Annotated in this window: 25 protein-coding genes and 1 riboswitch; of the genes, 14 read left to right on the forward strand and 11 right to left on the reverse strand. The window is 73.7% G+C overall.

Features of this window, described 5'->3' with window-relative positions:
• The first annotated feature begins 258 nt into the window (after positions 1–258).
• Both Ani05nite_RS14245 and Ani05nite_RS14250 read left to right on the forward strand, forming a co-directional pair.
• Positions 259–777 carry a GNAT family N-acetyltransferase gene (locus Ani05nite_RS14245; RefSeq protein ID WP_203768607.1) on the forward strand — a complete coding sequence of 173 codons (519 nt, stop codon included), beginning with the start codon at positions 259–261 and terminating at the stop codon, positions 775–777.
• A 3-nt stretch (positions 778–780) separates the two neighbouring features.
• On the forward strand, positions 781–1,278 hold the full coding sequence (locus tag Ani05nite_RS14250; RefSeq protein WP_203768609.1) for a hypothetical protein: 498 nt from the start codon (positions 781–783) through the stop codon (positions 1,276–1,278).
• Here Ani05nite_RS14250 and Ani05nite_RS14255 read toward each other — a convergent pair.
• Together Ani05nite_RS14255 and thrC are read right to left on the reverse strand one after the other, a co-directional pair.
• Positions 1,217–2,233 carry a GNAT family N-acetyltransferase gene (locus tag Ani05nite_RS14255; RefSeq protein ID WP_203768611.1) on the reverse strand — a complete coding sequence of 339 codons (1,017 nt, stop codon included), beginning with the start codon at positions 2,231–2,233 and terminating at the stop codon, positions 1,217–1,219. The two genes, Ani05nite_RS14250 and Ani05nite_RS14255, sit on opposite strands and share 62 nt — an antisense overlap.
• Positions 2,234–2,471: 238 nt before the next feature.
• Positions 2,472–3,752, reverse strand: a complete 1,281-nt coding sequence (gene thrC, locus Ani05nite_RS14260; RefSeq protein ID WP_203768613.1) for a threonine synthase — start codon at positions 3,750–3,752, stop codon at positions 2,472–2,474.
• 11 nt (positions 3,753–3,763) lie between these two features.
• Positions 3,764–3,902, reverse strand: a riboswitch (SAM riboswitch).
• A 93-nt stretch (positions 3,903–3,995) separates the two neighbouring features.
• On the opposite strand from thrC, the gene Ani05nite_RS14265 reads away from it, so the two are divergent.
• From Ani05nite_RS14265 to Ani05nite_RS14275, 3 genes are read left to right on the forward strand one after another with little or no spacing between them, the layout of a single operon-like run.
• On the forward strand, positions 3,996–4,985 hold the full coding sequence (locus Ani05nite_RS14265) for an ATP-binding cassette domain-containing protein (RefSeq protein WP_203768614.1): 990 nt from the start codon (positions 3,996–3,998) through the stop codon (positions 4,983–4,985).
• Positions 4,982–5,989, forward strand: a complete 1,008-nt coding sequence (locus tag Ani05nite_RS14270) for an ABC transporter permease subunit (RefSeq protein WP_203768615.1) — start codon at positions 4,982–4,984, stop codon at positions 5,987–5,989. The genes Ani05nite_RS14265 and Ani05nite_RS14270 overlap by 4 nt, the downstream gene beginning before the upstream one ends.
• A gap of 38 nt (positions 5,990–6,027) precedes the next feature.
• Complete coding sequence (locus tag Ani05nite_RS14275; protein WP_239129930.1) at positions 6,028–6,402, forward strand: DUF3263 domain-containing protein; 375 nt, start codon at positions 6,028–6,030, stop codon at positions 6,400–6,402.
• On the opposite strand, the gene Ani05nite_RS14280 is transcribed toward Ani05nite_RS14275, so the two are convergent.
• Positions 6,399–8,612, reverse strand: a complete 2,214-nt coding sequence (locus Ani05nite_RS14280; RefSeq protein ID WP_203768617.1) for an AAA family ATPase — start codon at positions 8,610–8,612, stop codon at positions 6,399–6,401. The two genes, Ani05nite_RS14275 and Ani05nite_RS14280, sit on opposite strands and share 4 nt — an antisense overlap.
• 78 nt (positions 8,613–8,690) lie before the next feature.
• Here Ani05nite_RS14280 and Ani05nite_RS14285 point away from each other — a divergent pair, with 78 nt between their 5' ends.
• The 5 genes from Ani05nite_RS14285 to Ani05nite_RS14305 are packed head-to-tail and all read left to right on the forward strand — an operon-like array spanning position 8,691 to position 14,697.
• On the forward strand, positions 8,691–9,392 hold the full coding sequence (locus Ani05nite_RS14285; RefSeq protein ID WP_203768618.1) for a hypothetical protein: 702 nt from the start codon (positions 8,691–8,693) through the stop codon (positions 9,390–9,392).
• A 46-nt stretch (positions 9,393–9,438) separates the two neighbouring features.
• Positions 9,439–12,177, forward strand: coding sequence for an alpha/beta fold hydrolase (locus Ani05nite_RS14290; RefSeq protein ID WP_203768621.1), 2,739 nt, complete (start codon positions 9,439–9,441; stop codon positions 12,175–12,177).
• Positions 12,174–13,028, forward strand: coding sequence for an ABC transporter permease (locus Ani05nite_RS14295; RefSeq protein WP_203768623.1), 855 nt, complete (start codon positions 12,174–12,176; stop codon positions 13,026–13,028). Before Ani05nite_RS14290 ends, Ani05nite_RS14295 begins: the two co-directional genes overlap by 4 nt.
• A gap of 29 nt (positions 13,029–13,057) precedes the next feature.
• Complete coding sequence (locus Ani05nite_RS14300; protein WP_239129908.1) at positions 13,058–14,143, forward strand: helix-turn-helix domain-containing protein; 1,086 nt, start codon at positions 13,058–13,060, stop codon at positions 14,141–14,143.
• Positions 14,140–14,697 (forward strand): PIN domain-containing protein, encoded by a 558-nt coding sequence (locus tag Ani05nite_RS14305; protein ID WP_203768627.1) that lies wholly within the window; start codon positions 14,140–14,142, stop codon positions 14,695–14,697. The genes Ani05nite_RS14300 and Ani05nite_RS14305 overlap by 4 nt, the downstream gene beginning before the upstream one ends.
• A gap of 55 nt (positions 14,698–14,752) precedes the next feature.
• Here Ani05nite_RS14305 and Ani05nite_RS14310 read toward each other — a convergent pair whose 3' ends face one another.
• The 4 genes from Ani05nite_RS14310 to Ani05nite_RS14325 all read right to left on the reverse strand — a co-directional run bounded on the left by Ani05nite_RS14310 (position 14,753) and on the right by Ani05nite_RS14325 (position 18,231).
• The gene (locus Ani05nite_RS14310) at positions 14,753–15,340 is read right to left on the reverse strand and encodes a DUF305 domain-containing protein (protein WP_377880586.1); all 588 of its coding nucleotides are present in this window, start codon (positions 15,338–15,340) and stop codon (positions 14,753–14,755) included.
• Positions 15,337–16,131, reverse strand: a complete 795-nt coding sequence (locus Ani05nite_RS14315) for a lytic polysaccharide monooxygenase (RefSeq protein WP_203768629.1) — start codon at positions 16,129–16,131, stop codon at positions 15,337–15,339. Before Ani05nite_RS14315 ends, Ani05nite_RS14310 begins: the two co-directional genes overlap by 4 nt.
• Before the next feature lie 91 nt (positions 16,132–16,222).
• Positions 16,223–17,548 carry a sensor histidine kinase gene (locus tag Ani05nite_RS14320; RefSeq protein WP_203768631.1) on the reverse strand — a complete coding sequence of 442 codons (1,326 nt, stop codon included), beginning with the start codon at positions 17,546–17,548 and terminating at the stop codon, positions 16,223–16,225.
• Positions 17,545–18,231: a response regulator transcription factor gene (locus Ani05nite_RS14325; protein ID WP_203768633.1), complete on the reverse strand. Its 687-nt coding sequence runs from the start codon at positions 18,229–18,231 to the stop codon at positions 17,545–17,547. Before Ani05nite_RS14325 ends, Ani05nite_RS14320 begins: the two co-directional genes overlap by 4 nt.
• Before the next feature lie 50 nt (positions 18,232–18,281).
• Between Ani05nite_RS14325 and Ani05nite_RS14330 the strand changes: the two genes are divergently transcribed.
• Positions 18,282–18,872: a DNA mismatch repair protein MutL gene (locus Ani05nite_RS14330; protein WP_377880741.1), complete on the forward strand. Its 591-nt coding sequence runs from the start codon at positions 18,282–18,284 to the stop codon at positions 18,870–18,872.
• 4 nt (positions 18,873–18,876) lie between these two features.
• On the opposite strand, the gene Ani05nite_RS14335 is transcribed toward Ani05nite_RS14330, so the two are convergent.
• The gene (locus tag Ani05nite_RS14335; RefSeq protein WP_203768635.1) at positions 18,877–19,662 is read right to left on the reverse strand and encodes a DeoR/GlpR family DNA-binding transcription regulator; all 786 of its coding nucleotides are present in this window, start codon (positions 19,660–19,662) and stop codon (positions 18,877–18,879) included.
• A gap of 188 nt (positions 19,663–19,850) precedes the next feature.
• Between Ani05nite_RS14335 and Ani05nite_RS14340 the strand changes: the two genes are divergently transcribed.
• From Ani05nite_RS14340 to nagA, 3 genes are read left to right on the forward strand one after another with little or no spacing between them, the layout of a single operon-like run.
• The gene (locus Ani05nite_RS14340; protein ID WP_203768636.1) at positions 19,851–20,774 is read left to right on the forward strand and encodes an SIS domain-containing protein; all 924 of its coding nucleotides are present in this window, start codon (positions 19,851–19,853) and stop codon (positions 20,772–20,774) included.
• A 28-nt stretch (positions 20,775–20,802) separates the two neighbouring features.
• Positions 20,803–21,729: an ROK family protein gene (locus Ani05nite_RS14345; RefSeq protein WP_203768637.1), complete on the forward strand. Its 927-nt coding sequence runs from the start codon at positions 20,803–20,805 to the stop codon at positions 21,727–21,729.
• Positions 21,726–22,823, forward strand: a complete 1,098-nt coding sequence (gene nagA, locus Ani05nite_RS14350; RefSeq protein ID WP_203768638.1) for an N-acetylglucosamine-6-phosphate deacetylase — start codon at positions 21,726–21,728, stop codon at positions 22,821–22,823. The genes Ani05nite_RS14345 and nagA overlap by 4 nt, the downstream gene beginning before the upstream one ends.
• 53 nt (positions 22,824–22,876) lie before the next feature.
• Here nagA and Ani05nite_RS14355 read toward each other — a convergent pair whose 3' ends face one another.
• From Ani05nite_RS14355 to Ani05nite_RS14365, 3 genes are all read right to left on the reverse strand, one after another.
• Positions 22,877–23,848: a hypothetical protein gene (locus tag Ani05nite_RS14355; protein ID WP_203768639.1), complete on the reverse strand. Its 972-nt coding sequence runs from the start codon at positions 23,846–23,848 to the stop codon at positions 22,877–22,879.
• 84 nt (positions 23,849–23,932) lie between these two features.
• Positions 23,933–24,928, reverse strand: a complete 996-nt coding sequence (locus tag Ani05nite_RS14360; protein WP_203768641.1) for an NAD-dependent epimerase/dehydratase family protein — start codon at positions 24,926–24,928, stop codon at positions 23,933–23,935.
• Positions 24,929–24,991: 63 nt separating this feature from the next.
• The gene (locus Ani05nite_RS14365) at positions 24,992–25,723 is read right to left on the reverse strand and encodes a phosphatase PAP2 family protein (RefSeq protein WP_239129909.1); all 732 of its coding nucleotides are present in this window, start codon (positions 25,721–25,723) and stop codon (positions 24,992–24,994) included.
• Positions 25,724–25,732: the final 9 nt, after the last annotated feature.

Below are 25,732 nucleotides of genomic sequence, written 5' to 3' on the forward strand. Positions count from 1 at the left end.
TGACGTCCTCAGGCCGAGCCGGATAGCCCGCGACGACCGGTCCCGTGCCCCGGCGCCGATGGCGGCGCCGCAGCCGTGACCCCACCGTCCCGACCTGCTGGCACTCACGTGGCGCGAGTGCCAATCACTTGTTTAGCACTCTGCTGGGGCGAGTGCAAGCAGAACGACCGCCACCCGGGGCGCCGGGCGGGACGCCCGCAAGGTCGTAATTCGGCGTCCGGCTTGCCCCGACCTGGGCGACGCGGTAGGCAGGGCAGCATGACCAGCACCGTCGCGCCCACCATGACCGTGCGCCGGGTCACCGCCGAGGACACCGGCCGGATGCGCGCGCTGCGACTGGAGATGCTGGCCGACAGCCCCCTCGCCTTCCTGGAGACGCTGGCCCAGGCGGCGGCCCGGCCGCACGCGGACTACCGGCGGCGGATCGTGCAGGCCTCGGCCGGCGGCCAGCTCGCCCAGTTCGTGGCCGATCCCGGCGGCCCGCTGATCGGCCACGCGGGGGGCACGGTGCTGCCCGAGGACCCGCGCACGACGATCGTCTTCGCGGTCTACATCACACCCGCCCGGCGCGGCCGGGGCGTGTTGCGTGAGCTGGTCGAGGCGGTGGCCGGCTGGTCGGTGGCGATGGGGCGCGACGAGCTGATGCTGGAGGTCGTGGTCGGCAACGACCGTGCGGTGCGGGCGTACGAGCGGCTCGGGTTCTCCGACACCGGGGTCCGCGTGCCGCACCCCGTGATACCGGGCCTGCTGGAGCTCCAGATGCGCCGGCGGGCCTGAGCGATGCCCGCCGCCCGCCGCTGGCCCGTGGCCCGCACCCTGCTCACCGCCGTCAACGGCACGACGCTGGTCGGCCTCGGCATCGCCGTGCTGACCCGCACCAGGGTGCGCCGCGGCCCCGGCGGGATCCTCATCGCCGAGGGGTACCGCCTCAAGGCGCCCCCCGCGACCTGCTTCACCATCGGATCGGTGATCATCACCCGGCGCACGGCCGACTGGCTGCTGCACGAGAGCCGGGCCGAGCTGCTGACCCACGAGAGCCGGCACGCGGGGCAGTACGCGGTGCTGGGCCCGCTGTTCTGGCCGGCCTACTGGGTGTCGTGCGGCTACTCGTGGGCGATGACCGGCAGCTACGGCACCCGCAACGCCTTCGAGCGGCACGCGGGCCTGGCCCACGGCGGCTACCGGGAGGCGCCGCTGCGGCCGGCCCTGCGCCGGTTCAGTCGGTCAGCTGCCACTGGATCCACCGATCCACCGGCCGGAAGCCCACCTCCCGGTTGATCCGGAGCATGTGGTCGTTCTGCGCGGCGTTGAAGGTGTCGATCTCGCGCAGCCCGGGACGGCCGGCGCGGGCGTACGCCAGGTTCTGGATCTTGATGGTCAGGCCCAGGCGGCGCCCGCGGTGCGCGGGGTCGACCATCGTGATGCCCTGCCAGGCGTGCCGGGCGTGCCCGGCCCGGCCCGAGATCACGGTCCAGGCGACGAGCCGCCCGCCGGCCTCGTCCACGGCGCCGGTGTGGAAGGTGACGCAGCCGCGGGCGCGCAGCATCTCCTCGGTGGCGCGGACCCGGGCGGCATCGACCCGGGTGGGCTCCCAGGCCAGGTCGCCGACGGGGGCGTCCAGGTTCAGCCGGCTGTCCAGGTAGCCGACGTCGTCCAGGTACTCGCCCGGCGGTGTCCCGGTCCAGCGCACGATCCGGTAGCCGGGCGGAGGCGGAACGTCGGCGGGCGCGGCGGCGGTGACGTCCAGGCGGCTACGCAGCTCCACCAGGCCGGGCACCGCGCCCACAGCCGCCGCGAAGGCCGCACCGTCGGAGACAGGGCCGCCGGGCCCGGCCGGGCCGCCACCGCCGGAAGGCCCGGACGGGGAGGAGGCCGGGCCGCCGGCGGAGGCCCCGATGAGGTGCCGCCGGCCGAGCGCCCGGGCCCGCTCGATCGCGAAGGTCAGCATCGCCCGCCCGGCCCCGGCCCGTCGCTCCGCCGGAAGCACGCAGAGCAGCATGTTGACGTTGTCCCGATTGTCGAGCTGAGGCAGCCCCAGCTCCAGGTGACCGACCGGCGCCCCGTCCCGGACGGCCAGGTACTGCTCCAGCTCCTGGCTCGGCCACGGATACCGCAGCCGGGCGCGATAGCCCTCGAGCGTGTCGAACGGGATGTCGGGCGCGTCCAGCTCGGCGACGGTCCGGTCGATCGCATGGGCGGCGCGTTCATCGGTGAGGGGGACTATCCGCAGCATCCCGACAGCCTGGGCCGCGGGGCGTCACACCGCGAGGGAATTTGGTCGGGAGGACGCGCGCACAGCGCCTCCGGCACTGGGTCGTTGGGCCCCTAGGAGATTGTCGCCAAGCTCGAAGGTGGGGCCACGTACGGCGTCGCGTCCTCCCGCGTAGAGCATCCTGCCGACCCCGCGATCCCGGCGCAAGTCCTCACGGGAAGGAATTCTCGACGTTAGGCAGACTGCCGATTACGCTGCGTCACCCCAGCAGGCCGGCGTCCCGGGCCCCGCGCAGCGACGGCTTGATCCGGTGGGTGGGCCCGACCTGGCCGGCCACGGCGTCCAGTGTCTTGAGACCCTCGCCGGTGTTGTAGACGACGGTCTCCTTCTCCGGGTCGAGCTTGCCGCTGGCCACCAGCTTCTTCAGCACCGCCACGGTGACGCCGCCCGCGGTCTCGGCGAAGACGCCGGTGGTGCGGGCGAGCAGCTGGATGGCGTCGCGGATCTCGTCGTCGTCGGCGTAGTCCATCCAGCCGCCGGTGCGGCTCACGGCCTCGATGGCGTACGCGCCGGCCGCCGGGTCGCCGATGTTGAGCGACTTGGCGATGCCGGTCGGCTTCACCGGGATGATCTGGTCGGTGCCGTTGTGCAGCGCGGTGGCGATGGGGTTGCAGCCGGCCGACTGGGCGCCGAAGACGGTCCAGCCGCCCTCGGGGGCCTCCACCAGCCCGATCTCCACCAGCTCGGCGAACGCCTTGTCGATCTTGGTGAGCAGCTCGCCGCTGGCCATCGGCACGACCACCTGGGCCGGGATCCGCCAGCCGAGCTGCTCGGCCACCTCGTAACCCAGCGTCTTCGAACCCTCGGCGTAGAACGGCCGGACGTTGACGTTGACGAAGGCGGTGTCCTCGAACTCGTCGGTCTCGACCAGTTCACCGCAGAGCCGGTTCACGTCGTCGTAGGAGCCGTCGATGGCCACCAGGTCGCCGCCGTACACCGCGGTGGTGATGACCTTGCCCTGCTCGAGGTCGCCGGGGATGAACACGATCGAGGGCACCCCGGCCCGGGCGGCGTGCGCGGCCACGGAGTTGGCCAGGTTGCCGGTCGAGGCGCAGGCGAAGCGGGTGAAGCCCAGCTCCCGGGCGGCGGTCAGGGCCACCGACACGACCCGGTCCTTGAACGAGTGGGTCGGGTTGGCCGAGTCGTCCTTGACCCACAGCGGCGCCCGCAGGCCGACCTCGGCGGCCAGCGCCCCGGCGGCGACCAGCGGGGTCAGGCCCGGATCGAGGGTGACGCGGGTGGCCGGGTCCTGGCCGGTGGGCAGCAGGGCGGCGTAGCGCCAGATGTTCTGCGGGCCGGCCTCGATCTGCTCGCGGGTGACCGCGGCCAGCGCGGCGGCGTCGTAGGCGACCTCGAGGGGGCCGAAACACTCGTAACACGCGTGCTGCGCGGCCAGCGGGAACTCGGCGCCGCAACCACGGCAGACGAGGGCCCGGGCGGGGCTGGTGGACTGGCGGGGGGCGTCGACGGTGGACGTCACAATGAGGCTCCTTCTCATCTTTCCCCGGCGTCGGTGGACGCTCGCGGGGACGGAATTAGCACCTGCCACACGGTGGGCCTCGCCATCGAGACATGTGTGGTGGTTGCCGGGGCGTCATCGGGCCGTTCCCTCAGCCCCTCTGGATGAGGTATTCAGTTGTGACCCTCACCTTACGGGGTGACCGCCGAAAGCGCTGCCGACGATCCCGAGGTGTGAGCTTCAGCTCGCGCACAGGGTGACGGCGTGAGCGCCGTCCTCGAGATCCAGGGGTTACGCAAGACGTACCGGAGCCGGCGCGGGGTCCGCCGGGCCCTCGACGGCTTCGACATGGCCGTCGAGGCCGGGCAGGTGCACGGCTTCCTCGGCCCCAACGGCAGCGGCAAGACCACCACCCTGCGCACGCTGCTCGGCCTGATCAAGGCCGACGGCGGCCGGATGAGCCTGCTCGGCCGGGCGGTGCCGCAGGCGCTGCCCGAGGTGGCCGGCCAGGTCGGCGCGATCGTGGAGAGCCCGCAGTTCTTCGGCAACTTCTCCGCCCGCGACACCCTCTCGCTGCTGGCCGACGCGGGCGGCGTGCCGCAGTCCCGGGTCGCCGAGGTGCTCGAGCTGGTCGGGTTGCGCGACCGGGCCGGCGAGAGGGTCAAGACGTACTCGCTGGGCCTGAAGCAGCGGCTGGCGGTCGGGTCCGCGCTGCTCAAGAACCCGCGGCTGCTGATCCTGGACGAGCCGGCGAACGGCCTGGACCCCGGCGGCATCCGGGAGATGCGCACGCTGATGCGCACCCTGGCCGGGTCGGGCATGACGGTGCTGCTCTCCAGCCACATCCTCGGCGAGATCCAGCTGATCTGCGACTCCGTCACGATCATCTCGGCCGGGCGGCGGGTCGCCGCCGGCACCGTCGCCGACGTGCTGGCCCGGCACGCCACCTCCGCGGTCCGGGTCCGCGTCGAGTCGGTCGCCGACCTGACCAGCTCGGCGGGCGCCCTGCGCGAGATCGGCGCCCGGGTCTCGGTCGAGCCGGACCACCTCGTGGTCGGCGGCATCGCCCAGCCCGGCGCGATCACCCGTACGCTCGCCGCCCGCGGCATCTACGTCAGCGAGCTGGCCCCGGTCGCGGTCGACCTGGAGAGCGTCTTCCTCGAACTCACCGGCACCACGCCGGTCGAGGGCGAGCACCGCCAGGTGGACCAGTCCACCGCGACGCCGGCGGTCCACGGCGGGTGGGGTCAGTGAGCCTCTTCCGGGCGGAGACCCGACGGCTGGCCAAGCGCCGGTTCATCCGGCTCTTCGCGCTCGGCACGCTGCTGGTGCTGGCCGCCATCGTGACCGGCATGTTCCTCAGCCACCACCAGCCGTCGCCCGCCCTGCTCGCCCGGGCGCAGGTCGAGGCCGACCAGGGGTACGAGATCGCGTTGCGGCAAGCAGCGCGGGAGACCGCCAACTGCCGGGCGGCGCAGGGCACCGCGGCGGCCCGGGACTACCCGCCGTGCGACCAGATCTACCAGCCGGCGCGGGCGGACTTCCGCGCCGGGTGGAACCTGCCGCCGGCCTTCGATTTCCGGGCGGAGTTCGGCTTCCTGGTGACCACGCTGGCGGCGCTGCTGGCGGTGATGGCGTACGTGATCGGGGCGACCTGTGTGGGCGCCGAGTGGAGCAGCGGCGGGATGATGAACCTGCTGCTGTGGCGGCCGCGGCGGCTGGAGGTGCTCGGCACCAAGCTGGCCGCGCTGCTGGCCGGCCTGGCCGCGTTCACCGTGGTGGTCTCCGCGCTGTGGACCGCCCTGTTCGCGCTCACCGCGCAGCTGCGCGGCACGCTGGCCGGGATGACCGCCGGGGCGTGGCAGTCGGTCGTGCTCATGGAGCTGCGCGGGCTGGTGCTCGTGCTGGTGGCGGGCGCGATCGGCTTCGGGCTGGCCTCGCTGGGCCGGCACACGGCGACCGCGCTGGGCGCGGCCATCGGCGCGATCATCGTGTTGCAGTTCGGGCTGGCCAACGTGCTCTCGATGGCCAAGGCGCCGTACGTGGAGGCGTACCTGGCGCCGGTCTGGGTGCAGGCCTGGCTGGACAAGTCGGCGGTGGCCACCGACTGGGAGTCGTGCGACTACTCCAGCACCCAGGGCTGCGCGGCGACCACGATCACCCTGACCTGGCCGATGGCCGGCGGCGTGCTGGCCGTGGTCACCCTCCTCGTTGTGGGGGCAGCCATGTGGACTATGTGTAGTCGGGACATCACTTAAGGTAGTTTCGGCTGCACCGGCGCACATGGACGGCGGGGATCGGCGGCTGCCACTATGCTGACGATCCCCTTCGTACATCTGTGCGTGCTCTCCCACCGCCCAGGAGCGCCATGCAGCCCGACGCCTCTCTCAACCAGCAGTCCGTGCCGGCGCCCCGCGAGGAGACGCCGGCCGAGCCACCCGCTCTCACCGAGCGCGAGGTGCAGATCCTCGCGTTCGAGAGCAAGTGGTGGAAGCACGCCGGCGCCAAGGAACAGGCCGTCCGCGACGCCTTCGGCCTCTCCTCGACGCGCTACTACCAGCTCCTCAACGCCCTGCTGGACAACCCGGCCGCGCTGGCCCACGACCCGGTCCTGATCGGCCGGCTGCGCCGGCTGCGCTCGACCCGGGCCCGCACCCGCCGGCGCAGCTAGCCCGGCGCGTGCGTGGTGGCGTAGGCCTCCAGCCACGCCACCTGCACCGGATCGAGCGAGGCCCGCACCCGCCGGCGGGCGGTCGCCACGTGCTCGGCGGTCACGGTGGAGGCGTCCAGCGACTCCCGCATCGCCGACAGCGCCGCCTCACGGATCAGCGCGGCACAGTCGGCGGCCGAGAAGCCCTCCAGTTCCGCGCCCAGCTCGGTCAGGTCGACCGCGCTGTCCAGCGGCACCGACTTCGCCGAGGCGCGCAGGATGGCCGCGCGGGCCTCGGCGTCCGGCGGCGGCACGAAGACCAGCCGCTCCAGCCGGCCCGGCCGCAGCAGCGCCGGGTCGATCAGGTCGGGCCGGTTGGTCGCGCCGATCACCACCACGTTGCGCAGCGACTCCACGCCGTCCAGCTCGGTCAGCAGCGCGGCGACCACCCGGTCGGTCGTACCGCCGTCGGTGGACTGGCCGCGGGTCGGCGCCAGCGCGTCCACCTCGTCCAGGAAGACCAGGGTGGGCGCCGCCTCGCGGGCCCGCCGGAACAGCTCGCGGACCGCCCGCTCGCTCTCGCCCACCCACTTGTTCAGCAGCTCGGCGCCCTTGACCGACAGCACGTTGGCCTTGCCGGTGCCGGCGATCGCCTTGACCAGGTAGGTCTTGCCGCAGCCGGGCGGGCCGTAGAGCAGCACCCCGCGCGGCGGCTGCACCCCCAGCCGGGCGAACGTGTCCGGATAGGTCAGCGGCCACAGCACCGACTCGGTCAGGGTCTGCTTCACCTCGGCCATGTCGCCGACGTCGTCCAGCGTCACCTGGGCGACCTCCAGGGTCGACTCGGCCATCGAGGTCGGCCGGATCACGTCCAGGGCGGCCTCGAAGTCGGCCATGGTCACCGTCGGCGACTCGGCGTCCTTCTGCCGCAGCGCGGCCCGCACCCCGGCCTCGCGGGCCAGCGCGCCCAGGTCGGCCGCCACGAAACCGGGGGTACGCCCGGCCACGTCGTCCAGCCGCACGTCCTCGGCCAGCGGCATGCCCCGGGTCAGCACCCGCAGCTGCTCGCGCCGCATCGCCGCGTCCGGCAGCGGCACCGCGAGCTGCACCGCCAGCAGGTCCGGCGAGCGCAGCCCCGGATCCACCGACTCGGGCCGGCTGGTCGTGCACACCACCGCCCCGCCGGCGCGCAACAGCTCGTCCAGCACCTGCCGGAACACCGTGGCCAGCGGGCCCGGCTCGGCGCGCGGCGCGAGCGCCTCGACGTCGGCGACCAGCAGCACGGCCGGGGCGCCCGCACGGACGTCGCGGGCCAGCCCCCGCAGCCGGGTCGCCGCGGCGTCGTTGGTCAGCGCCGCCAGCTCGGGTCCCCAGACCGCCAGCACGCTCGCGCCGACGTTGGCCGCGACCGCGCGCACCAGCGCCGACTTGCCCGAACCGGCCGGGCCGGTGACCAGCACGCCGAGCGAGACCGTGGTGCCGAGCCGGCCCAGCACCTCGCCGTGGTGGAAGCCGAGGTCGAGCAGCTCGGTCAACTCCTGCGCCTGGGCCCTGAGCCCGGGCAGGTCGTCCAGGCTGGGCGGCGGCGTCTCCGGGTCGGTGGAGGCGGGCCGCTGCGCCGCCGCGGCCGCCGGCGCCGGCTGGTCCCGTACGGTCGAGAACTGCCCGTCCTGCCAGCCGACCACCGTGTCCATGGTGACCAGCGCGGCATCGGCGTCCTCCACCGCGACCACCGTGAGCAGGGTGCTGGTCCAGGCGTAGCCGACCCGGTTGGCCAGGCTGCGCCGGGCGGCCTCGACCAGCGACCTGTTCCCCGCGTCCAGCAGCACGTCCTGCGGCAGCAGCGAGACGTTGTCGCCCGCGGTGACCACCTTGCCCAGCAGCGCCAGGCGCAGCATCTCGGGCGACACCACCGCGACGATCTCGGCCGGGCCGGTCAGCGTCACCCGCCGGGCCTGCACCACCGGCACGGGCGTCACGGTCACCTGGCCGCCGTCGCGCAGCCCCAGGTTGCCGATCATCAGGTCGTCGGCGTACAGCAGGGCCCGGCTCGCCGTCGCTTCGGCCCGCGCGGCCAGGCCCGCGGTGGTCCGCCGGCCCGCCAGGCGCAGCGGGTCGCCCGGGTTGATGGCCAGCGCGGCCATCACCTCGGGGTGCAGGCGCACGATGCCGCGGCGCGCGTCGAGGGCCGCTGTCCGCTGGGTCACGGTCAGCGTGAGGTCTTCTGGCACCGGGGAGGCCTCCGTTTGGACGAGGGGACTAGGTTGACACGCTAGCCGCCGTTCGCCGCCCGGGGAGGCACCACCGCAATGAGGCTCCGTCACGCCACTTTGGCCGTTGCCGCGCTGACCCTGCTCGGCGTCGCCGCATGCGGTGACGACTCCGACGACAAGGGCTCGGCCGCGCCGGCGGCCGGCGTGTCCGCGGGCCCGTCCGCCGGCGGCGCGCTCGGCGGCCCCGGCGCCTCGGCCGCGCCGGGCGCCTCGGCGCCGGGGATCCCGCCGACCGAGGGCACCTCCCCGACGAAGCCGCCCAAGAAGGGCGGCGGGGCCGCCCAGGGCCCGGCCGGCAAGCCGAAGATCTCCCCCGACGTGCTGACCGCCGCCGGGATCGGGCCGTACACGGCCGGCGTGGCGCAGAGCGAGCTGAAGTCGGCCGACCTGATCGGCAAGGTCACCGCGACCAAGGACACCTGCACGACCGCCAAGGGCCTCGGTGAGTACCACACCCCCGCCCTGGCCTTCGCCGCCGGCCGGCTCCAGCGGGTGACCGTGACCAGCCCGGAGGTCGCCACCCCGGCGGGCGCCAAGGTCGGCACCGGCTACGCCGGGCTGAAGGCCCTGTACCCGAACGGCAAGCAGCTCGACGACTGGCTGGGCGCCAGCGCCTGGTACGCGGTCGACGGCGGCAACGCCCTGCTGTTCCGGATCAAGGCCGACAAGGTGGCGGCGATCGACGCGGGCGCCGCCACGGCCGTGCAGTTCTTCTACACCGACAAGCAGGGCTGCTAGCGACGTTCACAGCTCCCGCTCAGCGGCCCGCGGCTAGCGTGGGCGCATGTCTGCCCTCACGACCCGGCTCCGCCGTGCCCTGCCCCGAGTGACGCGGCGGCGGGTGGTGGCCGGTTCGGTGGCCCTCGTCCTGGTCGCCGCCCTGGTCGGCTGGGCCGCGCTGCCCGAACGCCGCTCCTGGACGGCGACGGACCAGCGCCTGACCGTGCTGTCCGGCCCGTCCGGCACCGAGCCGGTCGCTCTGGACACCCGGCTGTACCTGCCGTCCGACGGCGGCAAGGTGCCGGCGGTCCTGCTGGGCCACGGCTTCGGCGGCACCAAGAACTCGGTGCGCGACGACGCCGAGTCGCTGGCCGACCGCGGGTACGCCGTCCTGACCTGGACCGCGCGCGGCTTCGGAGCCAGCGGCGGCGAGATCCACCTGAACAGCCCGGACTACGAGGTCAGGGACGCGCAGCGGCTGCTGGACTGGCTCGCCGCCCAGCCCCGGGTGCGGACCGACGCCGCCGGGGACCCGCGGGTCGGGGTGGTCGGCGGCTCGTACGGCGGCGCCCTCGCGCTGCTGCTGGCCGCCCAGGACCCGCGCGTCGACGCGATCGTCCCGCTGATCACCTGGAACGACCTCGGCCGGGCCTTCTTCCCCCAGTCGGCGGCGGAGGTGACCACCCCCGGCGTCTTCAAGAAGAACTGGGCGGGACTGTTCTTCGGCAGCGGCGCGGAGTCCCCCGGCGGCCGGACGGACCCCGCCTGCGGCCGGTTCGCCGCCGACGTCTGCGCGGCGTACCTGAAGATGGCGACCACCGGCACGCCGGACGCCGCCACCACCGCGCTGCTGCAGCGCTCCAGCCCCGCCCCGGTGCTGAACCGGATCAAGGCCCCCACGCTGCTCATCCAGGGCGCGGTGGACACGCTGTTCCCGCTGTCGGAGGCCGACGCCAACGCCAAGGGCATCGCCGCGACCGGCACGCCGGTCCGGGTCGCCTGGTTCACCGGCGGCCACGACGGCGGCTCCGGCCCGCAGACCGACCAGGACCGCACCAAGTTCCTCACCGCCCAGTGGCTCGACCACTACGTGAGCCGGGACGGCGCGGCCCCGGAGAACAGCTTCACCTACTCGCGGGTGGCCGGGTTCAGCGCGCTGGACCGGGGGCTGGTCACCAACGGCTACTCCGACCCGGCGTACCCGGGGCTGACCGGGACCGGCCGCGCGGACGTCACGGTGCGCGGCGCGGCGCAGCCGATCGCCAACCCGCCGAACGGCAACCCGGGCGGGCTCTCCTCGCTGCCCGGCGTGGGCGGCCAGCTCAGCTCGCTGCTCGGCAGCGTCGCCGGCGACCTGCCGGGCCAGCACGCGCAGTTCGACTCGGCGCCGGTCGCGGACGCGATCGAGGTGGTCGGCGCGCCCACCGTACGGCTGCGCGCGGCCTCGCCGACCGGCTCGGCGACGCTGTTCGTCAAGCTCTACGACGTCGACCCGAACGGCACCGCCACGCTCAGCGGCGGCCTGATCGCCCCGGTGCGGCTCACCGGGCTGCCCACCGACGTGGCCGCCGCCCGGCCGGTCACCGTGACGCTGCCGGCGATCGTCCGGCGGATCGACGCCGGTCACCTCGTGCGGGTCACCGTGGCGACCTCGGACCAGGCGTTCCTGACCCCGCCGGATCCGGTCACCTACACGGTGGCGGTCGAGCCGGCGGTCACCCTGCCCACGGCGGTGGGCACGCCGATCGCGAACCCCCAGGTGGTCTGGCGGTACGTGCTGCTGGCGGTGCTCGGGCTCATCGTCGCCGGGCTCGTGGTGGTGCTGATCGTGCGGCGCCGCCGGCTGCGGCGCCAGGACGCCCCGACGGTCGACGAATACGCCGAGACCCCGCTCGTCGTCCGGGGCCTGCGCAAGGCGTACGGGGACGGCTTCGTCGCCGTCGAGCGCGTCGACTTCACCGTCGAACGCGGCCAGGTCGTCGGCCTGCTCGGCCCCAACGGCGCCGGTAAGACGACGACGCTGCGGGTGCTGATGGGCCTGACCATGCCGACCGAGGGCGACGCGCTGGTCTTCGGGCACCGCCTCGAGCCCGGCTCGCCGGTGCTGTCGCGGGTCGGCGCGCTGGTCGAGGGGCCGGGCTTCCTGCCGCACCTGACCGGGCTGCAGAACCTGCACGCGTACTGGCAGGCGACCGGCCGGCCGGCCGCGGACGCCCGCTTCGACGAGGCGTTGGAGATCGCCGGGCTGGGCGACTCGGTGCACCGCAGGACGAAGAACTACAGCCACGGCATGCGGCAGCGGCTGGCCATCGCCCAGGCCATGCTGGGCCTGCCCGAGCTGCTGGTGCTGGACGAGCCGACCGACGGGCTGGACCCGCCGCAGATCGCCGAGATGCGCCGGGTGCTGAAGCGCTACGCCACCGACGGCCGGGCGGTGCTGGTCTCCAGCCACCTGCTGGCCGAGGTCGAGCAGACCTGCACGCACGCGGTGGTGGTGAACAAGGGCCGGATCGTGGCGGCCGGCCCGGTCGAGGACATCGTCGGCGAGTCCCCGTCGGTGCAGCTCGACGTCTCCGACGTGGCGGCGGCCGAGCAGGTGCTGGCCGGGCTCAACGTGCGGTCGGTGACCCCGGAGGGCGCCACCGGGCTGATCGTCGACATGAACGGCACGCCGCGTACCGAGGTGGTCGCCTCGCTGGTGCGCGCCGGCGTCGGGGTGGACCGGGTGGTGCCCCGGCGGCGCCTGGAGGACGCGTTCCTGGCCCTGGTGGGCGACAACTCGCGAGGAAGTGGAGACCGATGAGCGCGGCTGCGACGGGCTACCGGGCAACGGCCACGATGCCGATCCTGGCCGAGGTACGCCGGCAGGCCTCCCGCCGCCGGACCCAGCTGGCCCTGGGCTTCATGGCCCTGCTGCCGGTGATCATCCTGCTGGCCTTCGAGTTCGGCGGGGACGGCGACGACGACAACGGCGGCGGGGCGTTCGCCAGCCTGGTCGACCTGGCCACCTCGGGCGGGCTGAACTTCGCCCTGTTCAGCATCTTCGTGTCGGCCGGCTTCCTGCTGGTCGTGGTGGTCGCGCTGTTCTGCGGCGACACGGTGGCCAGCGAGGCGAGCTGGGGCAGCCTGCGGTACCTGCTGGCCGTACCGGTGCCGCGGGCCCGGCTGCTCGGCGTCAAGCTCATCGTGGCCCTGGGCTACTCGCTGCTGGCGCTGCTGACCCTGGCCGGCACGGCTCTGCTGATCGGCACCCTGCGGTACGGCTGGCACCCGCTGGGCAGCACGGTGGCGGCGGAGATCCCGGCCGGCGAGGGGGTGCTGCGCCTGCTGGCGATCCTCGGCTACCTGGCGGTGGTGCTGCTGGTGGTGGCCGGGCTGGCCTTCCTGCTGTCGGTGCTGACGGACGCGGCGCTGGGCGCGGTGGGCGGGGCGGTGCTGCTCTGGATCCTCTCCGGCATCCTCGACCAGATCACGGCGCTGGGCTCGATCCGCAACTTCCTGCCGACGCACTACAGCGACGCGTGGCTGGGCCTGCTGTCGACGCCGGTGCAGACGGATGACGTGGTGAAGGGCGCGATCTCGGCGGTCTGCTACGCGACGGTGTTCTGGGCGCTGGCGTTCTACCGCTTCACCCGCAAGGACATCACCTCCTGAGGGTGCCCTCGGTGTGCGATTATCGCACCATGGGGCAGCAGGACTGGAGCGACGTCGGCGATCGCGTGCAGGCCGCGCGGACGGCTGCGGGCATGTCGCAGGGCGAGCTGGCCGACGCCATCGGACTCGATCGCACCATGGTCGCGAAGATCGAGTCGGGTGCCCGCCGGGTGGACGCCCTGGAGCTCGCCCGGCTGGCTGCCACCCTGCGGGTCCCGATGGCGCACTTCCTAGAGGCTCAGCCGGTCGTCCTCTCGCGGCGCGCCGTCGCGCTGACCAACGACACCGACAGCGAAGCCGGCCGCGAATCGAACCTGCTCGATGTCGCCCTCGAGGGGTGGATCCGCGAATTGCGGCAACTCATCGGCCTGGGCCTGCTCACGCCCGGCCGGATCCTGGCGTACCCCTCGCCCGTCGCTTCCGCCGACGACGCGCGCCGAGCGGCCCGCTGGCTCCGTGACAAGCTGGGGGCCGGCAGCGAGCCGGTGGACAGCCTGGTACGCCTGTGCCAGCAGGCCGGCCAGTACGTGCTCGTCACCGAACTGCGCGGCGACGGAGCGTCCGCCGTCGACGGCGATCTGGGCGCTGCCGTGGTCAGCAGCAAAGGCGACCCGGGACGTCGTCGTGCCACGGCCGCTCACGAACTCGGCCACCTCGTGCTCGGTGACGAGTATTCGAGTGACATCGGCGTCCATGCCTCACGCGCGGAGCGGGAGGCGATCATCGATGCGTTCGCCGCCGAGGTGCTCCTGCCGATCGCCACGTTCCCCGGAGCCGACCGGAGCGGAGCCGTTTCTCGTGATCAGCTCCTGCATCTCGCGGCCACGTACCGGACCTCGTGGTCCCTGACGATCAAGCAGGCGGAGGCCGCAGGGCTCGACGTCCCGAAGCGATGGGCACGGACGAATCCCACGAAGGCGGAGTTCCTGGAGGCGCTGGGCTGGACGCCGCAACCCGACCTGGAGTCGGTTCGGGTGCCGCCGGCCTTCGCCCACGCCGTCATGCAGGCATGGCGAACCGGCCGGATCACCCGGCGCCGGGCGGTGGAGCTGATGCACGGTCAGATCCAGGAAGGTGACCTGCCCCCTGAAGCGGAAGCCGACCTCGCCCCATGAGCGCGTCGAACCCCGCCATGCCGGTCACGCACCGACTGTTCTTCGACACGATGTGCCTGTCCCATTTCGCCCGCACCGATCGGCTCGACGTCCTGCACGACCTGTTCATCGAACACGAATGCTGGACCACGACGGTGGTCCGGAGTGAACTCGCGGACGGAACGGCAACGCACCCGTCGCTGGGACAAGTGCTCAACCTCGAATGGCTGCGGACGGCGAGCCTGGATGCCTTGGCCGATCTTCGCTGCTTCGTCAAATGGACCGACCGGCTGGGCTCCGTCGAGCGAGGTCTGGGGGAAGCCAGCGTGTTCGCGGCCGCGGAGTTGCGCAACGGCACCGCGATCACCGATGACCGGGACGCCACCAAGGTGGCCCGTCAGTACGGCGCTGAGGTCCACGGCACCGTCTGGCTTCTCGCGCAGGCTTGCCGATCGGGCAAGCTGACTCCCGTGGCAGCAGGAAATGTCATCGACGCCCTGCGCGGCGAAGGAGCCCGGCTGCCGTGCACCGGTAGCGAGTTCCCGGGCTTCGCCACCCGGCACGGGATCCTCTGAGACGCGAAGCGGCGGCCCACCCCGCCAGGTGGACCGCCGCTGGTCTGGTTGCCGCTCAGCTGTTCATGAGCTGCAGCATCTGCTTGATCTGATCCGCCCGCGACGCCCGCACCCGCTCCGCGAACGCCTTCGCCTCCGCGTTGCTGCCCTTGGTCGTCTCCAGCTGAGCCATCTCCACCGCATTGTGCTGGTGGGCGACGAACAAGTTCAGGAACGCCGTCTCGAACGCCGCGCCCTTGGCCTGCTTCAGGGCCGCGATCTCCTCGTCCCCGGTCGCCGGGAGGCCGCCGTGGTCGGCGTGGGCGCTCGGGGCGTGGTCCACTGTGGCCGGCGCCGACCACTGCTGGAGCCAGCCGGTCATCAGCTTGACCTCGTCGGCCTGGGTCACGTCGATGGCCTGGGCCAGGGTACGGATCTCGGCGCGGGTCGCCTTCCGCTCGGCCAGCCGGACCATGTCCAGGCCCTGCTGGTGGTGGGCCACCATCATCTGCAGGTACATCACGTCGGTGGCGTTGTGCGCGCCCTCGGCCTGCACCACCGCCTCGGCCGCCGTCACCTGGGCGGGCTGCGCCTGTTTGGCCGTGCCGCATCCGCCGAGCAGCAGGGCGCCCGCGAGCAGGACCGTCGCGTACCGGTGCTTCACAGCGGCAGCCAGAGGGCGAGGGTGTAGATCGACGGCTCCCAGCTGCGGATCGACGAGTGCGACTGGCGGCACTGGTACGTCTTGCCGGCGTAGGTCACCTTGTCGCCGGTGCGGTACGCCACGCCCGGCGCCCAGGCCGCGCCCGGCTGGGCGATGGGGACCGCGGGCGCCTTGGTGATCGGAGCCGTGGTCGGCTTGACGGTCGGCGGAGCGGTGGTCGGTGCGGTGGTGGGAGCGGTGGTGGGAGCGGTGGGCGGGGTCGTGCCGCCGGAGCCGCCGCTGCCGCCCACGTTCAGGTCGATGCAGCTGTAGAACGCCATCGGGGTGTCGCCGATGTTCCAGACCGCCAGCACCTTCTGCCGGCCCGGGAACGCGCTCAGGTCGACGTTGTGCGTGACGACCGCGTCGGGCTGGGCGTTGCCGCCGTCGACCGTCGCCACCTTCTTGTCGCCGATGAAGTATTCCCAGTTGCTGGTGCGGTGCCGGGCCGTCATCACCCAGGTGAAGGTGACCTTGGAGCCGACCGCCTTGGCCGGCCAGTTGCGGCTCTCGTCGGCCAGCACCGAGAAGCCGGCCACGCCGCCGTTGCAGGACCGCTGTCCCTTGGGGGCCTCGACGCTCTGCGGCTCGAACTGGATGGCGCCGCAGTCGGCGACCGCACCGGACGCGCACAGCGCCTGCCGGCTGGGCGGGGCGGAGACGTAGCCGTGCGCCAGGGCGGGCGAGGCCGCGACCAGGGTCGAGCCGAGTGCTCCCGCTACCACCAGCGGATAGGCGATGGACCTGCGCATCGTCGCGTGTCTCCCCACATGTCGTCCGGTGCTGACGGCGGGAAACGTAACGGGGCTTTCCATAAAGAAGCCTTAACGGAACCGGAAACAATCATGAAGCGGCGCCCCGGCGGCGCCGGCCCGGCGGGGCGGCCACGACCCGGTCACCCTCCGGTACGGGCAACCGCATCGCGATCCGGGCGCCGCCGAGCGGGCCGCGCTCGATGACCAGCCGCCCACCGGCCGCCTCGGCGACCCGGCGCACGATGTCCAGGCCGAGCCCCGACGAGCCGGCCCCGCTGACCCCCCGTTGCACCGCGGCGGCCGGATCGCTGATCCCCGGCCCGGCGTCGTCCACGAGCAGGCCCTCGTCGGAGACCGTGACCCGGAAGGCCACCCCCTCGGGAGTGTGCGCGAAGACGTTGCCGAGCAGGGCGTCCACGGCCAGGATCAGCTCGCTGCGGGGCAGCGGCACCGGTACGGGATGATCGCCGCCCACCACCTGCCACGGCCGCGCCTGGTCCTCGGCCAGCGCGGACCAGAACGCCAGCCGCTCGGCCAGCACCTCGACCAGGTCCGAACGCTGCGCGCCGCGGGCCTCGACGCCGAGCCGGGCCCCCGCGATGATCGCTTCGAGTTCCTCGTCGAGCATGTCGCAGGCCTGGCGCATCCGGTCCGCGATCAGGCCGGGCGGCATCGTCTCCGCGTCCAGCCGCAGCGCGGTCAGCGGCGTCCGCAGCCGGTGCGACAGGTCGGCCGCCAGTTCCCGTTCGGCGTCCAGCAGCCGGCGCAGGTCACCGGCCATCGCGTTGAAGGCCATGGCGGCGTCCCGCAGCTCGGGCGGCCCGGACGGGGTGACCCGGGCGGTGAGCTCGCCCGCGCCGAGCCGGCGGCTGGAGCCGGCCAGCTCCCGGGTGGCCCGCACCAGCTTGCTGCCGAGCCGGTCGGCCACCAGCACCGAGCCGGCCACCAGCGCCACGGCCAGGCCGCCCAGCGCCAGCCAGGCCGGCCACACCCCGCGCCGCATCTCGGCTTCGGGCACGTACACCTCGATGACCACGGCCCGGCCGTCGCTGAGCACGCTGGGTTGCAGGTAGGCGACGCCGCCGGCGGCGGTGGCGGTCACCGGCCGCCGGTACGCGGTCGCCGAGGCCACGTCCGCGCCGGTCACGTGGGTGGCGCCGACCGGGGCGATGCCGGGCAGGTGCACCGCCAGCCGCCCGGCGCTGCCGGCCACCGTGCTGGCCACCGCGCTGGTCAGCAGCTTCGGGTCGGCGTCCACGGCCAGCGCGGCGACCATGGCCGCGGCCTGCTGGCGGGCGTCGCCGATGGCCCGGTCGTGGGCGATCTGCCGGGTCGCGAAGGTCAGCGGCACCAGGAAGGCCAGCGCCACCATGGAGGTGATGGCCAGCGCGAGCCGGTTCAGTTCCCACCTCACCGCGGGTCGACCATCATCACTCCGACCCCGCGCACGGTGTGCAGGAAGCGTGGCGCGGCGGCCGTCTCGCCGAGCTTGCGGCGCAGCCAGGAGATGTGCACGTCGATGGTCTGCTCCTCACCGATCCGCGACTGGTTCCACACCTCGGTCAGCAGCTCGCGCCGGCTGACCACCTGCCCCACCCGCTCGGCCAGGTACGTCAGCACGTCGAACTCGCGCCGGGTCAGCTGCAGCGGCTCGCCGTGCAGCGACGCCTTGCGCTGCCGCGGGCTGATCACCAGCTCACCCACCGTGATGGTGTTCGGCGTGGTCTCGGCGGCCACGCGGGTGCGGCGCAGCACCGCCGCGATCCGGGCCAGGATGTGCCCGCTGGAGAACGGCTTGGTCACATAGTCGTCCGCGCCGGCGCTCAGCAGCGTGATGATGTCGGCCTCGGAGCGCCGGGCGGTGGCCACGATGACCGGCACCTCGGAGACCGACCGCATCATCCGCAGCGCGTCGGTGCCGTCGATGTCCGGCAGGCCCAGATCGAGGATCACCAGGTCGGGGCGCTCCTCGGTGAGGATCCGCAGGGCCTCGGCGGCCTGGCCGACCGGCCGGACCACGTGCCCGGCGTCGGACAACGCCCGGGTCAGGGCGGCCGTGATGTTCCGGTCGTCCTCGACCAGCAGGATCAGCGCCATGGGCACACCCTAGAACCAAGTGGGATCATGGTCCGGTGCGATCTCCCCGGATGGCCCCCGTGCTCGGCTGGTGCGCCGCGACCGTCTCCAGCGTGGCGCTGGCCTCGGTGGCCATGCTGCCCGTGCTGCGCACCGCGACGCCGGACGAGAGCTCGCTGGTCTCCGTCGACCAGCTGCGCGACTCCGGGGAGGCCGCGCCCGCGCCGGCGCCGCCACCCAGCACGACCCCCACCGCGGAGCCGGAGCCGGAACCGGAGCCCAGCGCCACGACGACCCGGACGTCCAAGCGGACCACCGAGCCCACCCGCACGTCGGCCGCGCCGTCGCCCGCCCGGACGACCACGGCCGCCGAGAGCACCACCACGACCGAGGACGGCTGGACGGTGACCACCGACGGCGACGGCGCCAGGACGTACGTGCGCTCGTTCCGGGTCGAGGGCGGCTCGGCGGTGATCCGGGTGACCGAGGACGTGGTGAAGGTGGTCACCGCGACGCCCAGCGACGGCTACTCGGTGGCGACGGTCCAGAACAGCCCGGACAACCTCGCGGTCTACTTCAACGAGGTGAACCACAGCTTCGTCATCCACGTGGCCTGGAACATCAACAAGCCGTTCGCCGAGGTCAGCGAGGTCGGCCAGTAGGGCGTCAGGCGCAGACCACCTGGACGCCGGCGTCGCGGAAGCCGGCCAGCACCTCCTCGGTCGCGCCGGAGTCGGTGACCAGCGTCTCCACCTTGCTGATCGGGCAGATCCGGGCGAAGGCGTGCCCGCCCAGCTTGGACGAGTCGGCGATCACCACGACCCGCTTGGCCCGGGCCACCATCAGGCTGTTCATCGCCGCCTCGCCCTCGTGGTGCGCGGCGGCGCCCAGCTCGACGTCGAGCGCGTCCACGCCGAGCAGCACGATGTCGAGGGTGACCTCCTTGAGCAGCGCCCCGCCGAGCGGGCCGACCAGCTCGAAGGACTGCGGGCGGACCACCCCGCCGGCCACCACGATCTTCATCCGGGACCGGACCAGCAGCTCGTTGGCGATGTTCAGCGCGTTGGTGACGACGGTGAGCTGGGCGCCGTCCCCGCTGGTGTTGAGGTCGGGACGCACCGCCAGCGCGCGGGCCACCTCGGTCATCGTGGTGCCGCCGTTGAGGCCGACCACGGTGCCGGGCACCACCAGGTTGGCCGCCGCCTCGCCGATGCGCTGCTTCTCCGCCGAGTGCTTGGCGCTCTTGTAGCGCAGCGGCAGGTCGTACGAGACGCCGTTGGCCACCGCCCCGCCGCGGGTCCTGGTGATCATCTGTTGCTGCGCGAGCTGGTCGAAGTCGCGGCGGATGGTCGCCTGCGAGACCTCGAGCCGGCCGGCCGCGTCCTCGACACTGACCCGGCCACTCTCGGCGAGTAACTCGAGCAGGGCATTCCACCGCGCGTACCGGTCCACCCGAGCTCCCTGCTGCACGTACCGTGATAAGAGTGTGCACATTAGTGCGCGAAACCTCACGAAGCAAAGAGCGTGCCTGCTCGAACACGCTCCGGTGGTTGCGGATGCGCAGACCTTCCACGCAGAATGACGCTCGAAATACCGGTGAACCGAGCGCTTCTGCGCAGGCGATTGTAGGGAAAACTGCCATGAGTCACGTCAAGGTGGAGATCGCCAGCCAGCCCGACTGCTGGCTGCAGGCCGCGAAGCTCGCCGACGCCCCGGGACTACCCGGCCGCGGCGAGCGGGTGGCCGTCGTGGGGTGCGGCACCTCCTGGTTCATGGCGAAGGCGTACGCCGCCCTGCGTGAGCAGGCCGCCCTGGGCGAGACCGACGCCTTCCAGGCCTCCGAGTTCCCGCTCGGCCGCCACTACGACCGGGTCGTCGCGATCACCCGGTCCGGCACCACCACCGAGGTCATCCAGCTGCTGGACGCCCTGGACGGCCGGACGCCGACCACGGTCGTCACCGCCGACGGCGCCGAGCCGGCCGCCGCGCTGGCCCAGCACGCCGTGGTGCTCGACTTCGCCGACGAGCTCTCCGTCGTGCAGACCCGCTTCGCCACCAGCACCCTGGCGCTGCTGCGGGCCCACCTCGGCGCGGACCTGGAGCCGATCGTCGCCGACGGCGAGGTGGCCGTGCGCCTCCCGCTGCCCGTACACCCGGCGCTGGCCCAGCAGATCACCTTCCTGGGCCGCGGCTGGACCGTCGGGCTCGCCGAGGAGGCCGCCCTCAAGTGCCGCGAGGCGGCCGGGTGGTGGGCCGAGGCGTACCCGGCGATGGACTACCGGCACGGGCCCATCTCCATCGCCGCGCCCGGCCGGGTGGTCTGGGCCTTCGGCGAGATCCCGCCCGGGCTGGCCGACGACGTGGAGGCCACCGGCGCGTCGTTCGTGCACAGCCGCTACAACGGCGGCTACGCCGCGCTGGGCCGGTGGGGCGCCGGGCGGGCCCCGCTCGACCCGATGGCCGACCTGGTCGTGGCCCAGCGGGTGGCCGTGCTGCTGGCCACCAGCCAGGGCCTGGACCCCGACCACCCGCGCAACCTCACCCGCTCGGTCGTCCTGAAGTGACCACGTCCCGGCGGCCCGGGGTGCGGCGGTGAGCGACGACGCCGTGGTGGCGCTCGACGTGGGCGGCACCGGGATGAAATGCGCGCTGGTCCGCCCCGACGGCACGGTTCACCACGCCGAACGGCACCCCACGCTGGCGGCGCGCGGCCCCGAGGCGGTCACCGCCAACATCCTCGACGTCGCCGCCGGCCTGGCCGCCCGCGCCCGCGCGGACGGGCTCAACCCGGTCGCGGCCGGCGTCGCGGTACCCGGTGTCGTCGACGAGGCGACCGGCACGGCCGTCTGGTCCAGCAACGTCGGCTTCCGCGACGTACCGCTGCGGGACCTGGTCGCGGACCGCCTCGGGCTGCCCGCCGCGCTCGGCCACGACGTCCGGGTCGGTGGCATGGCCGAGGCCCGCCTCGGCGCGGGCCGCGACCAGCGGCACGTGCTGTTCATCGCGATCGGCACCGGCATCGCGGCCGCGCACGTGGTGGACGGCAAGGCGTTCGCCGGCGCGCACGGCGCGGCCGGCGAGGTCGGCCACGTCATCGTGCGGCCCGGCGGGCCGCCGTGCGGCTGCGGGGCCCGCGGCTGCCTCGAATCGGTGGCGTCGGCGTCCGCGGTCGGCCGCCGGTACGTGGAGCTGTCCGGCCTCGCCGGGGTCACCGCCTCGGACGTGGTCGCGCGCGCCGCGGCCGGCGAGGAGCTGGCCCGCACCGTCTGGACCGAGGCGATCGAGGCGTTCGCCGACGGCCTGCTCACCGCGCAGGCGCTGTACGACGCCGGGATCGTGGTGCTCGGCGGCGGGCTCGCCGAATCCGGGGAGGCGCTGCTCGCGCCGCTGCGCACCGCCCTGGACGCCCGGATCACGTTCCACCGGATGCCGCGGATCGTGCGCGCGGCCCTCGGCGACACCGCGGGCTGCCTCGGCGCGGCCCTGCTGGCCCTCGACACCCTGGAGGCACCCTCGTGACGGAGATCAGCGGCCGCGTCGTGCGGCCCGGGGCCGTGGTCCCCGGGACCGTCGAAGTGGACGGGCCGACGATTCTGGACGTCACGGAACGGGGGCGCCCCGGCGACGACATCATCGTCCCGGGCTTCGTGGACCTGCACTGCCACGGCGGCGGCGGGCACACGTTCACCACGGGCGACGCCGCGGCGGCCCGGGCGGCGGCCGCCTTCCACCTGCGGCACGGCACCACGACGATGCTGGCCAGCCTGGTCAGCTCCCCGTACGAGCTGATGCGTGACGCCACGGCCGGCTACCGGCCGCTGGTCGCCGACGGCACGATCGCCGGGGTGCACTTCGAGGGGCCGTACCTGTCGCACGCCCGCTGCGGCGCGCAGAACCCGGCGTTCCTGCGCGAGCCGTCGCTCGCGGAGCTCACGGCCCTGGTCGAGCTGGGAGCGGGCGCGGTCCGCATGGTCACCATCGCCCCGGAGCTGCCCGGCGCGCTGGACGCGGTGCGGTTCCTGGTGAGCCGGGGGGTCGTTGCGGCGCTCGGGCACACCGACGCGACGTACGAGCAGGCCCGGGCCGGGGTCGCGGCCGGCGCGACCGTCGGCACCCACCTGTGCAACGGCATGCGGCCCGCGCACCACCGGGAGCCGGGCCCGATCGTCGCCCTGCTGGACTCCCCCTCGGTCGTCTGCGAGCTGGTGGCCGACGGCATCCACCTGCACGACGGGATGCTGCGCTTCGCGGCGCACGCCGCCGGGCCGGACCGGGCGGCGCTGATCACCGACGCGATGGACGCGGCGGGGATGCCCGACGGGCGGTACGAGCTGGGCGGCCAGGAGGTGACGGTGGCCGACCGGGTGGCCCGGCTGGCCCGGGACGGCTCGATCGCGGGCAGCACGCTGACCATGGACGCGGCGTTCCGGCAGGCGGTGGGCGCGGGGCTGGACCTGCCGACGGCCGCGGCGATGGCCGCGACCACCCCCGCGCGGGTCCTCGGGCTCACCGACGAGGTCGGGGCGCTGGAGGCCGGGCTGCGGGCGGACCTGGTCGTGCTGGCGCCGGACCTGACGGTCAAGCGCGTGATGCGGGCGGGGGCCTGGGTCTAGGCCGAGGACCGGGGCTGCGCGACCGTCCCGCGCCGGGCGGGACGGCCCGAGCGTCACTGCACCGGGAACGGCTGGCCCAGCGGCCGCTTCGCCAGCTCGTCCAGCACCTTCCGGCAGTCGATGTTGTGCGAGTCGTACGGGTGGCCCCGCAACGCCTCGAACAGCGGCCGGTCGCCGTGCAGCTGGTCCTGCTCGTTGTGGCAGGTCAGCCGGAATTGAATCTGTTTCTGCGGTATCCGCATGATGTAACGGGTGTCCGCGTGCAACACCGTCACCCATTCCTCGTTCTCGGCGATGGGATATCCGACGAAGCGGTTGGCGGTCTCGATGGAGATCTCGTTGTCCCGTTCCTTCTTGTTCTGGGTGGACACGACCGTCGGATCGGTCACCTGGAACGTCTGCGCCGACACCCACGGCACGTCGAGGCTGAACAGGAAGAGGCCGGCCAGCGCGCCGGCCCCCAGGTACACGATGGACTGTCCGCGCAGGCTGGCGAGGATCCGCCGCCGCCGCTGGTACCGCTCGCCGCTCCGGGCGGCCCATGCGCGCCGGTACCGGCGCATCACCATCTCCGCCCACAGGGCCACGACCAGCACGGCCAGGCCGCGGATGAGGTAAGTGAGCGGTGAGGCCAGGGCGGCCACGCCGGCCACGATTCCGATGAGCGGCCACCAGGACGGCCGCACGCGGTCGCGGAGCAGGACGGCGAACCAGACGGTGCCGATCGCGACGGCCGGCAGGACGTAGTAGGCGTAGATGGTGACCGTACCCAGCGCCACCTGACTCGGCGTCGCCACCAGCAGGGCGGTCGTCGTGGTCAGCGAATAGCGCGCGACCCCGTAGGACTTGATGATGAACAGCAGGAGCAGCAACGCCGATCCGGCCGCCACCACGTCCCGGAACTCCACACCGCCGGCGGTTTCCCTTTCCGGCCCGGAATTCTCCGCCGGGCGGGCCCGGGGGACGACGGCCACGGGGTGATCAATGGTGCGGGGACGGCGCCGGGACGTGCGGGGAAGGGTCATCGAGTTTCCTCTCGGAACCACGTGAGGGCCCTGACGCCCCGAAGGGTAAGTGGACGGCGCAATCATTCACCGGCGGGACCACGATCAATGAATCGCGCCGAACTCGGCGAGCAGCTCGCGTTCCCGTTCCGGGCTGAGGCCGGCCCGGCGCGGCCGGTCGAGGCCCTCCGCCCGTTCGTAGGCCAGCACGTCGGAGACCACCTCGGCCCGGTCGCGGTGGCGCAGGCCGGCGGCGACGGCGGCCGCCCCGGTACGGGTGCACCAGCCCTCCCACCCCGGCTCGACGAGCCACATGGCCAGCGAGTCCACGCCCATGTACTGCTCGACGCCCCGGTCGACCAGCCACTTGCGGGGCACGGGCACCACCGGGCCGGTGTGGCCGCCGATCCGGCGGCACAGGTCGACCCAGGCGCCGAACGGCACCGTGGGGCCGACGACGTCGTACGCGCCGGTGGCGCCCCGCTCGGCGCCGTCGAGCATCCAGGCCACCTGGTCACGGACGTCGACGACCTGGGTGGGCAGCTCCGGGGTGTCGGGCACGAGCATCGGCTCCTCGGGCGCGCGGGCGGCCCGGGCCACCCAGGCGCCGGACCGGCCGCTGGCGTCACCGGGGCCGCCGATCAGGCCGGACCGGGCGATGAGCAGCCGGTCGCCGAGGGCCGCCGCGGTGGCCTGTTCGCAGGCGACCTTGGCCTCGCCGTAGAGCTCCCGGTCGACCTCGTCGCGGTCGGTGGGCGCCCGCAGCGGGGACGACTCGTCCGCGCCCGGGGTGTCGAAGGCCGCATAGGCGTTGATCGACGACACGTAGGTCCAGTGCCCGGCCCGGCCGGCCAGGGCGTCCAGGGCGGCCCGGACGAACCCGGGCTGCCAGGAGACCTCGACGACGGCGTCCCACGACCGGCGCCGGACCTCGTCGTAGGCGGCCGGCTCGCGGCGGTCGGCCGCGATCAGCCGGGCCCCGGGCGTCGGCGCTCCACTGTGGCCGCGGGCGAGGCAGGTGACGGTGTGGCCGCGGTCGACAGCCTGACGGGCGGTCTCCCGGCCGAGCCACTGGGTGCCGCCGAGGATGAGAAGGTCCATCGGCCCAGTCGATCAGCGGGAACCGCGGCGCGCCAGCCCGGTTCGCAGGCGGCGTAACCGCGGCTACAGTCCGGCGGGACGCTCGGCGCCGCGGGGCAGGCGGGGCAGCGGGATCGCGTCCCACGGGACCCGGGACAGCAGGCGGGTCAGGATCAGCCCCAGCAGCAGCCCGGCCACCGAGTCGGTGATCCAGTGGAAGGTCAGCCAGGTCGTCGTGACGAACACGATCGCCGGCGGGAGGATACGCAGCGCCGCGTACACCCGGGGCGCCAGCACCGGCCGGTCGAGCGACCGCAGCAGCGCGTTGAGCAGCACCGCGATGACGCCGTACCAGGCCAGCGCGTTGGCCACGTGCCCGGACGGGTAGCTCATCGCCTCGGTCCCGGCGGCGTACGGGTTGAAGAGCACCAGCCGGTCCGGGCCGTCGAAGGCCGGCGCCGCCCGGTCCAGCCAGATCTTCAGCGGGCCGATCGTCACGTAGGTCAGCACGAACGCCGCGGCGAAGACCAGCAGCGGCCGGACCGACTGCCGGCGCCAGGCCACCAGCGCGGCCAGCACCAGCGCCACGGGCATCAGCACCTGGCCGCCCTGGCCCAGGTAGTTCAGGATCCGCAGGAGCACGTAGAGCGGCGTGGGCCGGTGCTCCCCGGCCCACCCGGCCACCCGCTCGTCGAGGGCGAGCAGGTGGCCGCTGGCCAGCACGACGGTCAGCGCCACGAAGCCGGCGAGCAGCGCGAGGTCGACGACCCAGGGCTGCCACCCGCGTCTGGTCCGCATCGCCGCCTCTGCCCGCATGGGGCATAC

Origin of the sequence: Actinoplanes nipponensis (genome assembly GCF_016862275.1) — a bacterium.
Taxonomy (GTDB): domain Bacteria; phylum Actinomycetota; class Actinomycetes; order Mycobacteriales; family Micromonosporaceae; genus Actinoplanes; species Actinoplanes nipponensis.

Excerpts from the sequence above, each read along its gene's own strand:
- Ani05nite_RS14245 (WP_203768607.1), top strand. The coding sequence starts at position 259 with ATGACCAGCACCGTCGCGCCCACCATGACCGTGCGCCGGGTCACCGCC.
- Ani05nite_RS14250 (WP_203768609.1), top strand. The coding sequence starts at position 781 with ATGCCCGCCGCCCGCCGCTGGCCCGTGGCCCGCACCCTGCTCACCGCC.
- Ani05nite_RS14255 (WP_203768611.1), bottom strand. The coding sequence starts at position 2,233 with ATGCTGCGGATAGTCCCCCTCACCGATGAACGCGCCGCCCATGCGATC.
- Ani05nite_RS14285 (WP_203768618.1), top strand. The coding sequence starts at position 8,691 with ATGAGGCTCCGTCACGCCACTTTGGCCGTTGCCGCGCTGACCCTGCTC.
- Ani05nite_RS14290 (WP_203768621.1), top strand. The coding sequence starts at position 9,439 with ATGTCTGCCCTCACGACCCGGCTCCGCCGTGCCCTGCCCCGAGTGACG.
- Ani05nite_RS14295 (WP_203768623.1), top strand. The coding sequence starts at position 12,174 with ATGAGCGCGGCTGCGACGGGCTACCGGGCAACGGCCACGATGCCGATC.
- Ani05nite_RS14300 (WP_239129908.1), top strand. The coding sequence starts at position 13,058 with ATGGGGCAGCAGGACTGGAGCGACGTCGGCGATCGCGTGCAGGCCGCG.
- Ani05nite_RS14305 (WP_203768627.1), top strand. The coding sequence starts at position 14,140 with ATGAGCGCGTCGAACCCCGCCATGCCGGTCACGCACCGACTGTTCTTC.
- Ani05nite_RS14315 (WP_203768629.1), bottom strand. The coding sequence starts at position 16,131 with ATGCGCAGGTCCATCGCCTATCCGCTGGTGGTAGCGGGAGCACTCGGC.
- Ani05nite_RS14325 (WP_203768633.1), bottom strand. The coding sequence starts at position 18,231 with ATGGCGCTGATCCTGCTGGTCGAGGACGACCGGAACATCACGGCCGCC.
- Ani05nite_RS14330 (WP_377880741.1), top strand. The coding sequence starts at position 18,282 with ATGGCCCCCGTGCTCGGCTGGTGCGCCGCGACCGTCTCCAGCGTGGCG.
- Ani05nite_RS14340 (WP_203768636.1), top strand. The coding sequence starts at position 19,851 with ATGAGTCACGTCAAGGTGGAGATCGCCAGCCAGCCCGACTGCTGGCTG.
- Ani05nite_RS14355 (WP_203768639.1), bottom strand. The coding sequence starts at position 23,848 with ATGACCCTTCCCCGCACGTCCCGGCGCCGTCCCCGCACCATTGATCAC.
- Ani05nite_RS14360 (WP_203768641.1), bottom strand. The coding sequence starts at position 24,928 with ATGGACCTTCTCATCCTCGGCGGCACCCAGTGGCTCGGCCGGGAGACC.
- Ani05nite_RS14365 (WP_239129909.1), bottom strand. The coding sequence starts at position 25,723 with ATGCGGGCAGAGGCGGCGATGCGGACCAGACGCGGGTGGCAGCCCTGG.